General features: G+C 72.1%; 11 protein-coding genes, 1 pseudogene and 1 riboswitch. Of the genes and pseudogenes, 5 read left to right on the forward strand and 7 right to left on the reverse strand.

Annotated features, from left to right (window positions below; translation table 11 throughout):
* Positions 1-51 precede the first annotated feature (51 nt).
* On the reverse strand, positions 52-2,532 hold the full coding sequence (pcrA, locus tag ABZX30_RS01145; RefSeq protein ID WP_355927199.1) for a DNA helicase PcrA: 2,481 nt from the start codon (positions 2,530-2,532) through the stop codon (positions 52-54).
* Positions 2,533-2,824: 292 nt separating this feature from the next.
* A riboswitch (cyclic di-AMP (ydaO/yuaA leader) is annotated at positions 2,825-3,003 on the forward strand.
* Positions 3,004-3,010: 7 nt separating this feature from the next.
* Between pcrA and ABZX30_RS01150 the strand changes: the two genes are divergently transcribed.
* Both ABZX30_RS01150 and ABZX30_RS01155 read left to right on the forward strand, forming a co-directional pair.
* Positions 3,011-4,180 (forward strand): NlpC/P60 family protein, encoded by a 1,170-nt coding sequence (locus ABZX30_RS01150; protein WP_355927202.1) that lies wholly within the window; start codon positions 3,011-3,013, stop codon positions 4,178-4,180.
* A 25-nt stretch (positions 4,181-4,205) separates the two neighbouring features.
* On the forward strand, positions 4,206-5,159 hold the full coding sequence (locus tag ABZX30_RS01155) for a tellurite resistance/C4-dicarboxylate transporter family protein (RefSeq protein ID WP_355927204.1): 954 nt from the start codon (positions 4,206-4,208) through the stop codon (positions 5,157-5,159).
* On the opposite strand, the gene ABZX30_RS01160 is transcribed toward ABZX30_RS01155, so the two are convergent.
* A complete protein-coding gene (locus ABZX30_RS01160; RefSeq protein ID WP_355927205.1) occupies positions 5,137-5,490 on the reverse strand; it encodes a hypothetical protein in 354 nt (117 codons plus the stop codon). The two genes, ABZX30_RS01155 and ABZX30_RS01160, sit on opposite strands and share 23 nt — an antisense overlap.
* A 369-nt stretch (positions 5,491-5,859) precedes the next feature.
* Here ABZX30_RS01160 and ABZX30_RS01165 point away from each other — a divergent pair, with 369 nt between their 5' ends.
* Positions 5,860-6,888: an NlpC/P60 family protein gene (locus ABZX30_RS01165; RefSeq protein ID WP_355927379.1), complete on the forward strand. Its 1,029-nt coding sequence runs from the start codon at positions 5,860-5,862 to the stop codon at positions 6,886-6,888.
* A gap of 90 nt (positions 6,889-6,978) precedes the next feature.
* On the opposite strand, the gene ABZX30_RS01170 is transcribed toward ABZX30_RS01165, so the two are convergent.
* From ABZX30_RS01170 to ABZX30_RS01185, 4 genes and pseudogenes are all read right to left on the reverse strand, one after another.
* Positions 6,979-7,629 (reverse strand): response regulator transcription factor, encoded by a 651-nt coding sequence (locus ABZX30_RS01170; RefSeq protein WP_355927208.1) that lies wholly within the window; start codon positions 7,627-7,629, stop codon positions 6,979-6,981.
* Positions 7,617-7,808: pseudogene (locus ABZX30_RS01175) on the reverse strand (sensor histidine kinase); the annotation flags it as partial. The pseudogene ABZX30_RS01175 and the gene ABZX30_RS01170, both read right to left, overlap by 13 nt.
* 104 nt (positions 7,809-7,912) lie before the next feature.
* On the reverse strand, positions 7,913-8,620 hold the full coding sequence (locus ABZX30_RS01180; RefSeq protein ID WP_355927210.1) for a response regulator transcription factor: 708 nt from the start codon (positions 8,618-8,620) through the stop codon (positions 7,913-7,915).
* Positions 8,617-9,909, reverse strand: a complete 1,293-nt coding sequence (locus tag ABZX30_RS01185) for a PspC domain-containing protein (protein ID WP_355927213.1) — start codon at positions 9,907-9,909, stop codon at positions 8,617-8,619. Before ABZX30_RS01185 ends, ABZX30_RS01180 begins: the two co-directional genes overlap by 4 nt.
* A gap of 179 nt (positions 9,910-10,088) precedes the next feature.
* Between ABZX30_RS01185 and ABZX30_RS01190 the strand changes: the two genes are divergently transcribed.
* Positions 10,089-11,462 (forward strand): PspC domain-containing protein, encoded by a 1,374-nt coding sequence (locus tag ABZX30_RS01190; RefSeq protein ID WP_355927215.1) that lies wholly within the window; start codon positions 10,089-10,091, stop codon positions 11,460-11,462.
* Positions 11,449-11,703 (forward strand): hypothetical protein, encoded by a 255-nt coding sequence (locus tag ABZX30_RS01195; protein WP_355927218.1) that lies wholly within the window; start codon positions 11,449-11,451, stop codon positions 11,701-11,703. The genes ABZX30_RS01190 and ABZX30_RS01195 overlap by 14 nt, the downstream gene beginning before the upstream one ends.
* Here the strand turns inward: ABZX30_RS01195 and ABZX30_RS01200 are convergent.
* Positions 11,700-12,233 carry a DoxX family protein gene (locus tag ABZX30_RS01200; protein WP_355927219.1) on the reverse strand — a complete coding sequence of 178 codons (534 nt, stop codon included), beginning with the start codon at positions 12,231-12,233 and terminating at the stop codon, positions 11,700-11,702. The genes ABZX30_RS01195 and ABZX30_RS01200 overlap by 4 nt on opposite strands.
* Between the last annotated feature and the right edge of the window lie 118 nt (positions 12,234-12,351).

A 12,351-nucleotide genomic window follows, 5' to 3' on the forward strand; every position in this document is an offset into this window, starting at 1 on the left:
GAAGGCCCCACCGCGGCCCCCGGAAACCCGGCCGGCGCCTTCCGGCGCTTCCTACAGCTTCTCCACCGGCGCGTACCGCAGCAGCAGCCGCTTCGGCTTGGTGTCGCCGAAGTCGATCGTCGCCTCCGCGTTCGCGCCCGTGCCCTTCACCGCGACGACCGTGCCGAGCCCGAACTGGTCGTGCGTCACCCGGTCCCCGACGGCCAGCGCCACCACCGGCTTCTCCGAGGTCCTGCGGGTGGCGAAGCCCGACGCACCCGACGCCGAGGAGCGCGAGCGGCTGGAGGACAGCGAGGCCGCCACCCCGGATGCCGGTCCGGAGGGCATCGGGGCCGCCGCGCCCTTCCGCTTCCACTCGACGTGCGTGGGCGGAATCTCCTCCAGGAAGCGGGAGGGCGGGTTGTACGAGGGCTGGCCCCACGCGCTGCGCATCGCCGACCGGGTCAGGTACAACCGCTCCCGCGCACGCGTGATGCCGACGTACGCCAGACGCCGCTCCTCCTCCAGCTCCTTGGTCTGGCCGAGGGCGCGCATGTGCGGGAAGACGCCGTCCTCCATGCCGGTGAGGAAGACCACCGGGAACTCCAGGCCCTTGGCGGTGTGCAGGGTCATCAGCGTGATGACTCCGTCACCGTCCTCCTCGTCGGGGATCTGGTCGGAGTCGGCGACCAGCGCGACCTGCTCCAGGAAGTCGGACAGGCCCACCGGCTCGCCCTCGCCGCGTTCCTGTTCGAACTCCAGCGCCACGGCCGCGAGTTCCTGGAGGTTTTCGATACGGGTCTCGTCCTGCGGGTCGGTGGAGGCCTGCAACTCGGCCAGGTATCCGGTGCGTTCGAGGACGGCTTCCAGGACGGTCGCCGGACCCGCGCCGGACTCGACGATCGTACGGAGCTCCTCCATCAGCACGTTGAACCGCTTGACCGCGTTCGTCGACCGCGCCGCCATGCCGTACGCCTCGTCGACCCGCTTCAGCGCCTGCGGGAAGCTGATCTTCTCCCGCTGGGCGAGGGCGTCGACCATCGCCTCGGCGCGTTCGCCGATACCGCGCTTGGGCACGTTGAGGATGCGGCGCAGCGGGACCGAGTCCTCGGGGTTGGCCAGGACGCGCAGGTAGGCCAGGACGTCCCGGACCTCCTTGCGCTCGTAGAAGCGGACACCGCCGACGACCTTGTAGGGCAGGCCGACCCGGATGAAGACCTCTTCGAAGACACGGGACTGGGCGTTGGTGCGGTAGAAGACGGCGACGTCGCCCGCCTTGGCCTCGCCCGCGTCCGTGAGACGGTCTATCTCGTCGGCGACGAACTGCGCCTCGTCGTGCTCGGTGTCGGCGACATAGCCCGTGATGCGGGCGCCCGCGCCCGCGTTGGTCCACAGGTTCTTGGGGCGGCGGGACTCGTTGCGCTCGATGACGGCGTTGGCCGCGGACAGGATCGTCTGGGTGGAGCGGTAGTTCTGCTCCAGCAGGATCGTCGTCGCGTCCGGGTAGTCCTCCTCGAACTGGAGGATGTTGCGGATGGTCGCGCCGCGGAAGGCGTAGATCGACTGGTCGGCGTCACCCACCACGCACAGCTCGGCGGGCCGGAGGTCGTCCGGGCCGGGCGGCACGTCCACCGGGTGCGCGGCGTTGCCGACGAGCTCGCGCACGAGGGCGTACTGGGCGTGATTGGTGTCCTGGTACTCGTCGACGAGGACGTGGCGGAAGCGGCGGCGGTAGTGCTCGGCGACGTCCGGGAAGGCGCGGAGCAGGTTGACCGTCGTCATGATCAGGTCGTCGAAGTCGAGGGCGTTGGCCTCGCGCAGCCGGGACTGGTAGAGGGCGTAGGCCTGGGCGAGGGTCTTCTCGAAACCGTCGGCGGCCTGGGCGGCGAAGTCCTCCTCGTCGATCAGCTCGTTCTTCAGGTTGGAGATCTTGGCGCTGAAGGACTTCGGCGGGTAGCGCTTGGGGTCGAGGTCCAGGTCGCGGCAGACCAGGGCCATCAGGCGCTTGGAGTCGGCGGCGTCGTAGATCGAGAACGACGACGTGAAGCCGAGCTTCTTGCTCTCCCGGCGCAGGATGCGCACGCACGCGCTGTGGAACGTCATCACCCACATCGCGTTCGCCCGCGGGCCGACGAGCTGCTCGACGCGCTCCTTCATCTCGCCGGCGGCCTTGTTGGTGAAGGTGATCGCCAGGATCTGGCCCGGGTGGACCCCCCGCTCGCCGAGCAGGTGGGCGATGCGGTGGGTGAGCACGCGGGTCTTGCCGGAGCCCGCGCCGGCCACGATGAGCAGCGGGGAGCCGGAGTGGACGACGGCGGCACGCTGGTTCTCGTTCAGCCCCTCCAGGAGCGCGGCCGCGTCGACGGCCGGGCGGTGGGCGCCGTCCCGGTAGTAGGCGTCCCGGTCCGGCGGCAGGTCGAACTTCCCGCCGAACAGATCGTCCGGAACCGGCTCCGGAGCGTGATCGTCCTCGGGCGGTGGCGGGGGTTCCTCCTCGTGCCCGCGAGGGGCCTGGAGGTCCGCCAGGAAGCTGTCGTCAAAGAGGCTGCTCATCGCTCTACGAGTCTAGGGCGCCCCACCGACAACCGGCCGCCGCCCTCGGAACTTGGCCGACGGATGCCTCGAGGACGCGTCGGGGACACACCGGCGAGCACCTCGGACAGCTCGGACCCCTCGGGGAATGCTCCCCTCACCCTGCGGAGCCGCCTGGTCACCACAGCGACACGCCCGTCTCGGGTCACGAAAATGTATCGGACATATCGTGCACCAACCTTCACAGGAGACACATGAGTTGGCTAGCGTTCCGCCAGGCCGCACGACCCTCACCGGCGAACCCCGCCGGGCCGCGCGGCCTCCGCCGAGTCCGGTGCGCCCCCTTGCGGCAGCCGGAGCCGGGGACCCACACCGAGACCTGGGGTGAATCGGTTCGCCTTCCCCACGGGGACGACGGCCGTAGGGCAACCCTTCCGAACCACCCGCCCGAACCCGACAGCTAACCCGGTAGGCGGAACCTTGGAAGGAGTCGCCTCCGTTGGCGTCGCACCGCAAGTCCCGCCCCGCCGGCCTGCACAAGCCCGCCCTCGCCACCGCCGCCCTCACCTCCGTGGCCCTGTTCTCCCAGACGGCGGGCGCCGCCCCGTCCGCCGACGGCGGCAAGCCGAGCCTGGAGGAGGTCGAGAAGAAGGTCGACGACCTGTACCGGCAGGCGGAGTCGGCGACCGAGAAGTACAACGCGGCCAAGGAGACGACCGGCAAGCAGCGCCGGCGCGTCGACACGCTCCTCGACGAAGTGGCCAAGCGCACGGAGAAGCTGAACAAGGCGCGCGAGAAGCTGGGTTCGTTCGCCGCGGCCCAGTACCGGACCGGGGCCACCCTCCCCGACACCGCCACCTTCCTGCTCGCGGACACCCCGCAGGACTACTTCGACCAGGCCCAGCTGATGAGCCGGCTGACCAAGCGGCAGAAGACCGCGGTCGACGACTACGTCACCGAGCAGTCCGCGACCATGGAGAAGCGGCGGGAGGCCACCGAGAGCCTCGCGACGCTGACCGACTCGCAGCACGACCTGCAGGCCGCCAAGTCGACCGTCCAGAAGAAGCTCGCCACGGCGCGCGAGCTGCTGTCCACGCTGACGGCGCAGGAGAAGGCGCGGCTCGCGGCGATCGAGAAGCAGCAGCGGGAGGAGGCCGCGCGCAAGGCGGCGGAACTCGCGAAGAAGCAGGCGGAGGCCCAGCAGCAGGACAGCGGCTCGTCCGACGCGTCGGCCCCGGCCGGCTCCTCGTCGGACACGTCCTCCCCGACCTCCACGTCGTCCTCGTCGGCCCCGTCGTCCTCCACATACGCCACCAAGGCCGAGAAGGCGATCGCGTTCGCCCGCGCCCAGATCGGCAAGCCGTACGTCTGGGGCGCCACCGGCCCCGACTCCTACGACTGCTCCGGCCTCACCCAGGCCGCGTGGAAGGCCGCCGGCGTCAGCCTGCCCCGTACCACCTACGACCAGGTCGATGTGGGCACCACGGTCTCCCTGGCTGACGCCCAGCCCGGTGATCTGATCTTCTTCTACGACGATGTGAGCCACGTCGGCGTCTACATCGGTAACGGCATGATGATCCACGCCCCCAAGCCCGGCGCCTACGTCCGGGAGGAGTCGATCTACTACGCCGGCGAATCGATCATCCACAGCGTGGTGCGGCCGGCCTGAGCCACCGGGCCCCTAGCATCGGGCCATGCACGGCACCGCCTCGCCCCTGCGGGTCCGATGGGCCCGGTGGGCCCGGCGTTCACCGGCGGCCGGCGCCGCCGTCATGGCGACCGGGATCGTGTCGGTGGCCCTCCAGCAGGCGGGTCGCGCAGTGCTGTCCCAGGCCGCCCTGGGACTGGCCTGCGCCGCCTGGCTGGGGTTCGCGGCCGGCTTCGCCCTGTGGCTGCTGCGAGAGCGGCGGGCGGCGCCGACGCCGAGCGCGCTCACCGCGGTGGCCGCCACGGCGGTGCTGGGCACCCGTTTCGCGCTGCTGGGCCGGCAGGTCCTGGCCGGGGCGCTGCTCGCGCTGGCGGTCGCGCTCTGGCCGGTGCTGCTGGTCCACGTCCTGCGGCGGTGGGAGCGGCGCATGCCGGGGGCGGTGTTCCTCGGCTGTGTGGCCACGGAGTCGATCGCCGCGCTGGGGGCCGTGCTGGCCCGGGCGACGGCCACGGCGTGGCTCGCGCACCTGGCGCTCGTGCTGTTCTGGCTGGGGCTGGTGTTCTACGGGCTCGCCGCGGCCCGGTTCGATCCGCGGCAGCTGCTCGAGGGTGCCGGGGACCAGTGGATCGTGGGCGGTGCGCTCGCCGTCTCGGCACTGGCCGGGGCGCGGCTGGTCGCCGTCGGCAGCACCCGCCCGTACCTGTGGAGCGGCGACGACCAGGGCGTCCTGCGCGCGGTGACCGCCGCGCTGCTGGTGCTGGACGGGGCCTGGTACGCCGTTCTGCTGGTCGCGGAGGCGGTGCGGCCGCGGCCGGGCTACGACGTGCGCCGCTGGTCGACGGTGTTCCCGATGGGCATGACGGCGGCGGCCACGCTGTCGGCCGGCACCGCCCTGGGGATCCCGTGGCTGCGGGGGCCGGGGGTGGTGCTGGTCTGGGTCTCGGTGGCGGCGTGGCTGGCGGTCGCCGTCGGCGCGGTCAGGTCCACAGCACGGCGATGAAGATGTTCACCGTGGTCAGCAGGCCGACCAGTCCGAAGAGGCCCTTGTCCACCCGCTCCTCGTCCCGCTTGACGTAGACGAGCCCGAGGATCACGATCAGCAGGGCCAGTTTCACCCCGATCTTGACGTTGTCGACGTGGTGGCCGTCGGCCTCGTTGAGCCCGACCAGGATCACGCCGGTGGCCAGCATGGTGAAGGCGCCGTGCAGCATGGCCGGGACGAAGCGGGCCTCGCCGCGTCCCATCGCCTTCATCTGGGTCAGGAAGCCGCCGAGGAGCGCGGCGATGCCGACGATGTGCAGGCCGACGAAGAGATGGATGAGTACGCCCATGAAGCCGGAGCCTAATGGGCCGCACATATGCGCCTCATAGCACCCCACGGCTCCCGCCCGCCCGGGAAACCGCCGCATCGGTCAGCGCACTGCCCGAAGGCGGCGACTGTGGGCCGGGAGCGCGGTCAGGTGCGAACACCCGGCGCTCCCGTGAGGTCAGTTGCGTACATCGCGTCACCGGACGGTCACAGCCGGGTTTAGCGTCCTCCCCCAGGTGCCCGGCTCCCCACCGCCGCCCGGGCCAGGGGCGGCAGTCGGGCACCACCGCCGAGAAGGCCCGGCGGCGGCCCGTCTCCCCTGTGCGGGCCGCCACCGGACGCGTGAACCGCTCCCCCACGGCGGTCCTACGGAGAGGACGTGACGGTCCAGGTGGCAGCGCACCGCAAGCCCAGACAGCGCCCGATCGGCGGCACCGCCGCACGCACGGCGGCCACCCTCGCCCTGGCGGGCGCGGCCACCGCGACGGGCTTCGACGGAACCGGGCACGCCGCACCGCGGCTTTCACCGGCCCAGGTCAGGGCCAAGGTCGACAAGCTGTACCAGGAGGCGGAGGTCGCCACCGAGAAGTACAACGGCTTGAAGGAGAAGGCCGACTCGGCCCAGCGGCGGCTGGACACGCTGCGCGACCAGGCCGCCCGCAAGCAGGAGAAGCTGAACTCGGCCCGCGACGCGCTCGGTCCCCTCGCCACGGCGCAGTACCGCGGCGGCGGCATCGACCCGGCGCTGCGACTGGCGCTGTCCGACGACCCCGACCAGTACCTGGACGGCGCCGCCTTCGCCGAACGGGCCGGACACCGGCAGGCGCGGGCCGTGGCCCTGGTACGGAACCGGCTGCGGGAGATCGAGCAGCTGCGGGGCGCCGCCCAGGTCGAGCTGACCTCGCTCAGATCCCGGCAGGCGGAGCTGGAGCGGCAGAAGAAGACCGTCACCGCGAAGCTGGCCGAGGCCCGGCGGCTGCTGTCCCTGCTGCCTCCGCGCGACCGCGTCCCGCCCCCTGCCGGACACGCCCCGGCCGGACACGCCCCGGCCCCGGACACCCGGGCCCCGAACTCACGCGCCGCGGCGGCCGTCGCCTACGCCTACCGGGCGCTCGGCAGCCCCTACGTCTGGGGCGCGACCGGCCCCAACGCCTTCGACTGCTCCGGCCTCGCCCAGGCCGCGTACCGCTCCGCGGGCATCGCCCTGCCACGCACGACCTACGCCCAGATCAACGCGGGCCGCCGCGTCACCCGCTCCGAACTCGCCCCCGGGGACCTGGTGTTCTTCTACTCCGGCATCAGTCACGTCGGCATCTACGTAGGCAACGGCCAGATGATCCACGCCCCGAACCCGTCCGCACCGGTGCGGCTGGCGCCTGTCGACCAGATGCCGTTCGCGGGGGCTACGCGGGTGGCGTGACGGCCGACGACGCGATGAACGCGGCCCAGGCGGGCGCGGTGACGGCCTCGGCAAGGAGGTGTGGTCCGAACTCGCCTTCGCGCCGTGCGGTCAGGCCGGGGACACCCCGAGGAATCTCAGCACGGCGAGGACGCGTCGGTGGTCGGTGTCGGCGGCGGACAGGTCGAGTTTGGCGAAGATGTTGTTGATGTGTTTGGCGACCGCGCTGTCGCTGACCACCAGTGCCCCGGCGATCCCCGCGTTGGATCGTCCCTCGGCCATCAGCGCCAGCACCTCCCGTTCACGGGGTGTCAGCCGCTCCAGGGGGTCGCTGTGGCGGCGCAGCAGCAACTGGGCGACGACCTCGGGATCCAGCGCCGTACCGCCGTCCGCGACCCGCCGTACCGCGGCGATGAACTCCTCGACGTCGGCGACGCGTTGCTTGAGCAGATAGCCGACGCCGCTGGTGTGGGCGGTCAGCAGATCGGCCGCGTACCGCTCCTCCACGTACTGCGAGAGCAGAACCACCGCCGTCCGGGGCCACTGGTGGCGGATCACCAGCGCGGCGCGTACCCCCTCGTCGGTGAAACGGGGCGGCATCCGGACGTCGACCAGGGCGAGTTCGGGCCGGTGCCGATCGACCGCGGTCAACAGGGCGTCCGCGTCACCCACGTCGGCCGCGATCTCGAAGCCCGCCATCTCGAGCACCTTGACGAGCCCCACGCGCAGCAGTACCGAGTCCTCGGCGATCACAGCTCGCACGGCAGCTCCACGGTGACGGTGGTCGGGCCCCCGGCGGGGCTGCTGACGCGGAACGATCCGTCGACGGAGCCGACGCGTTTGGCCAGTCCGCCCAGCCCGCTGCCGGCTGAGGCGTCGGCGCCGCCGATCCCGTCGTCGGTGACGTTCACACGTAGCACCTTCCCGATCCGTTCGACGGTCGACTGACGGTCAGTGGCCTCGCCGTGGGGGGATGCCCTGGGCGTCATCGCCGCCGACGCGATCAGCGTGGCACCCTCTCCGCAAGCACGGCGTCAGAGCCTCGTCACACCAGCCGACGCGCCGTCGCCCAGCGCGTCAGTTCGTGCCGGTTGGACAGCTGGAGCTTCCTCAGGACCGCCGACACATGGGACTCGACGGTCTTCACGGAGATGAACAGCTGCTTGGCGATCTCCTTGTAGGCGTAGCCGCGGGCGATGAGGCGCAGGACCTCCCGTTCGCGCTGGGTGAGGCGGTCGAGGTCCTCGTCGACCGGCGGGGCGTCCGTGGAGGCGAAGGCGTCGAGGACGAAGCCCGCCAGCCGGGGGGAGAAGACCGCGTCGCCCTCCTGGACCCGGAAGATGGAGTCCACGAGGTCCGTGCCGGTGATCGTCTTGGTGACGTACCCGCGGGCACCGCCGCGGATCACGCCGATCACATCCTCGGCCGCGTCCGAGACGGACAGGGCGAGGAAGCGGACCGGCCGCTCGGCGTCGGCCATCAAGGGGGCGCAGCGGCGCAGCACTTCGACCCCGCCGCCGCCGGGGAGGTGGACGTCGAGGAGGACCACCTCGGGCCGGGTCGCAGTGATCACCGAGACCGCCTGGTCGACGTCGGCGGCCTCGCCGACGACCTCGACGCCGGTCTCCTCGGTCCGGCCGATCTCGGCCTGGACGCCCGTACGGAACATGCGGTGGTCGTCGACGAGGACCACGCGCACCCGGCGCTCACCCGCCGCCCCCGCCGTGCCGTTCGCCTCGGTCGCGTCGCTCATGACGTCTTCTCCGCCCTCTCCATCTCCAGCTCGACCTCCGTGCCGCCGTCCGGCACCGCCCGCAGCCGGGCCGTGCCGCCGTTGCGCTCCATACGGCCGATGATCGATTCTCTGACACCCATGCGGTCGGCGGGTATCGAATCCAGGTCGAAGCCCGGGCCTCGGTCACGGACGGACACGAAGACCGCCCTGCCCTCGACTTCCGCGTAGACCTGCACGGCGCCGCCCTCGCCACCGTACTTGGCGGCATTCACCATGGCTTCCCGCGCTGCCTGCATCTGGGCGCCGATCCGTTCGTCGAGCGGGCAGTCGCCGACCACGACGACCTCGATGGGGACGCCGTGCTTGTCCTCCACCTCGGCGGCGTTGCGCTTCACCGCCTCGGCGAGGGTGGCCGGTTCGTCCGCCTCGTCCTTGCCGTTGCCCTCGGGTTTGTAGAGCCAGGCGCGCAGGTCGCGTTCCTGGGCGCGGGCCAGGCGGCGCACCTCGCCGGCGTTCTCCGCGTTGCGCTGGATCAGGGTGAGGGTGTGCAGCACGGAGTCGTGGACGTGGGCGGCGACCTCGGCGCGTTCCTGGGCGCGGATGCGCATCAGGCGCTCCTCGGAGAGGTCCTGGGTCATGCGGACGAGGTAGGGACCGGCGAGCAGCGTTATGCCGACGAGGACCGCGAGGGCGGCCTGGAGGACGGAGCCGAGGTGGGCGGCGGAGCCCTGCAGCACGAACATGCCGGAGACACCGGCGGTGACGAGCAGGACGCCGGCGACCGCGCGCAGCAGCGTGAGGGTGCGGCGGCGTCTGCCGACCTCGACCCAGCGGGCCCGGCGGGCGTTGTCCGCCTGGCGCCAGACGAGGGCGACACCCGCGCCGACCAGGACGGCGGGTATCAGGTACGCCTTGGCCGCGCTGCCCAGGTTGACGCTGCCCACGAAGACCACGGCCACGACGACCATGAGGAGCAGGGCGACGATCTGTCCCCGGTCCGGTCTGCGGGCGACGAGTCTGCGCCGGCCGTCCGGGGCGGTCTCCGTACCGACGAGGGACGGCGGGCGCTGGCCGCCGACGCCGCCGACGCCGAGCGGGACGAAGAACCAGAACGCCGCGTACAGCAGCGCGCCGAGGCCGTCGGCCATGAACAGGCCCACGAAGACGAGCCGCACCCAGATCACGGGCAGCCCGAGGTGCCCGGCGAGGCCCCGCGCCACGCCACCGAGCCAGCGGCCGTCGCTGCTGCGGTAGAGCTTGCGCAGGGGCCGCGGGTCGTCGTGGATCACTGCTGCGGCTTCCGGCATGCCAACGATGGTCACACGGCCGGAGCAGCGGGGCATCAGGGTCCGGCCCCGAGACAGCCCTGATCTTCCCGCCGGCGGTCGTCGAACAGGTCACGGGTTCCGTCTCAGGGCCGAATATCAGGGTTCGCCCAGGGTCGTACCGACTGCCGTCGCGGCGGCCCGGCCGTCACCATGGACGCATGACGTATCACCACCACGCCGCGACGGGTCCGGGACCCGGCCCCGGCCCGAGCCCCGGCCGGGGCACCGGGCCGACGGATGCCGCGCCCGCCGCGGCCGAGGCGCCCGGCAGGTTCCGGCGGGACCGGCGGCACAAGATGATCTCGGGCGTGTGCGCGGGGCTCGGGCGGCACACCGGCATGGATCCCGTGATCTTCCGGATCACGCTCGCGGTGCTGGCCGCGGCGGGCGGGATCGGGCTCATCTTCTACGGCTTCGCCTGGCTCTTCACGCCGTACGAGGACGAGGAGGAGAACGAGGTCCGCAAGCTGCTGACCGGCCGGGTGGACGGGCAGGCGCTGGCGGCCGTGCTGTTCGCCCTGGTGGGGTGCGGGGTCTTCCTGTCCATGCTGAGGAACGGCGGGGTGCTCACCTTCGCCGTGGTCCTCTCGCTGCTCCTCGCGGGTGCCGGGTACTGGTCGCGGCAGCGGGACGCCCCCGATCCCGATCCGCTGGCCGCGCAGGCCGTCGCCGACGCCCCTCCGGAGGCCCAGGCCCCGCCGGTCGCCGCCGCCTACCCGTCGTGGTGGCGCGATCCGATCGTCAAGGACGGCACGCACGTCGGCGGGACCGGTTATCTGTGGGGCCCGGGTGACACCCGGGACAGGGATGTCGCGGCTGCGGTCAACATCGCCCGCGGCGACTCCTGGACCGCCTACGACGGCATACGCGGCCGGTGCACCGAGCCGGCCAGGCCACGCGGCCCGCGCTGGATCGGCGGCTGGGTCTTCCTGCTGGCCCTGCTGGCCGGGGGGCTGGCCACCGGGGCGACATGGTCGGAGCGTCCGCTCGCCACCAGCCTGCAGACCGGCCTGGCCTGCGCGCTGGTCGTCCTCGGACTGGGTGTCGCGGTCAGCTCCTTCCTGGGGCGCACGGGGGCCGGATCGGTGTTCCTGGCGATCGTGACGGCGGCGCTGCTGGTCGGCACGGCGGTGGTGCCCAAGAACATCACCACCCACTGGATACGCACGGCGTGGACGCCCGCGGCCGCGAGTGACCTGCGGCCCGCCTACGACCTCGGTACGGGCGTCGGCACCCTGGACCTGAGCCGGGTACGGCCCGGCAAGGGGCGGACGCTGGCGACGGCGGCCGAGGTCGGCGCGGGCCGGTTGAAGCTGATCGCGCCGGCGGACGTGACCGTGCGGCTGAGTATCGACGTGGGTGTGGGCGACATCCGGTTGCCGGGGGACGACAGGAAGGACGTGGACGTGGAACCGGGCAGGCACCAGGACGTGACGCTGACGCCGAGGACGGGCGGCAGGAACAGCGGCACGATCGACGTCGACGTCCAGGTCGGTGTGGGACAGGTGGAGGTGACCCGTGCTGCGTCATGAGTTCCAGCCGGGAAGGCTGGTCGCCGGTCTCTTCCTCACCGTCGCGGGCGCGATGTACGCGGGGGACGCGGGCGACGCATGGGACACGCCGTGGTTCGCGGGCATACCCGTCGTCGTCGGCGGCCTGTGCCTGGCCGGCGCGGTGGGCACGGTGGCCCGGGCGGTACGCAGACGGCGCGGTGGGCGGGACACCCGGGACGCGGCCGGAGCAGCCGGAGCAGCCGGGACCGGAACTCCCTAGCGCAGCCCCCCGCTCCGCTGTCGTCGCCTCGCGCGCAGGGCGGCGTCCAGGGAGAGGTACGGCGCGCCGGCGAGGACGAGGGGCAGCCAGGCCATCAGGTAGGCGAGGTCGTTGCCGTAGTAGTACGGGTCGGAGGCCCAGCTCACCGTCAGCCACAGGCTGAGCGAGATCAGCGCCCCGCCGAGCGCGGCGAGGCGGGTGAGCAGGCCGAGCAGGGCGCCGATGCCGACGGCCAGCTCGCCGAGGGCGATGGCGTAGCCGAAGCCGACGGGGTTCTTCAGGGCCAGGTCGACCAGGGCCGGGATGGCGGAGGAGTCCCGGACCGCGCGCATGGTGTCGCCGATCGAGCCGGCGCCGCCGGACTTCATGAAGGCACTGTCGGTCAGTTTGTCGAGACCGGCGTAGATGAAGGTGACGCCGAGGAAGACGCGCAGCGGAAGGAGCGCGTAGTGGCCGGCGGCGTCCCGCCAGTCCCGGCGACCGCCGTCGTGGTAGGAGCTGTGTGTGTCCATTCGCATGCTGTGAGTCATCGCTCTAGCCGCCTCTCGCCCGCCGTGCCGAGACCCTCACCAAGACGATACGTACGGCAGGACGGCCCGGCTCAACCCTCTCCCGTGTGTTTTCCGATTTCCTGTGGAGTCGGACGAG

Origin of the sequence: Streptomyces sp. NPDC004542 (genome assembly GCF_040610035.1) — a bacterium.
Classification (GTDB): Bacteria; Actinomycetota; Actinomycetes; order Streptomycetales; family Streptomycetaceae; genus Streptomyces.

Coding starts and splice junctions, on each gene's coding strand:
- pcrA (WP_355927199.1), bottom strand. CDS start 2,532: ATGAGCAGCCTCTTTGACGACAGCTTCCTGGCGGACCTCCAGGCCCCT.
- ABZX30_RS01155 (WP_355927204.1), top strand. CDS start 4,206: ATGCACGGCACCGCCTCGCCCCTGCGGGTCCGATGGGCCCGGTGGGCC.
- ABZX30_RS01180 (WP_355927210.1), bottom strand. CDS start 8,620: ATGAGCGACGCGACCGAGGCGAACGGCACGGCGGGGGCGGCGGGTGAG.
- ABZX30_RS01200 (WP_355927219.1), bottom strand. CDS start 12,233: ATGACTCACAGCATGCGAATGGACACACACAGCTCCTACCACGACGGC.
- ABZX30_RS01160 (WP_355927205.1), bottom strand. CDS start 5,490: ATGGGCGTACTCATCCATCTCTTCGTCGGCCTGCACATCGTCGGCATC.
- ABZX30_RS01185 (WP_355927213.1), bottom strand. CDS start 9,909: ATGCCGGAAGCCGCAGCAGTGATCCACGACGACCCGCGGCCCCTGCGC.
- ABZX30_RS01190 (WP_355927215.1), top strand. CDS start 10,089: ATGACGTATCACCACCACGCCGCGACGGGTCCGGGACCCGGCCCCGGC.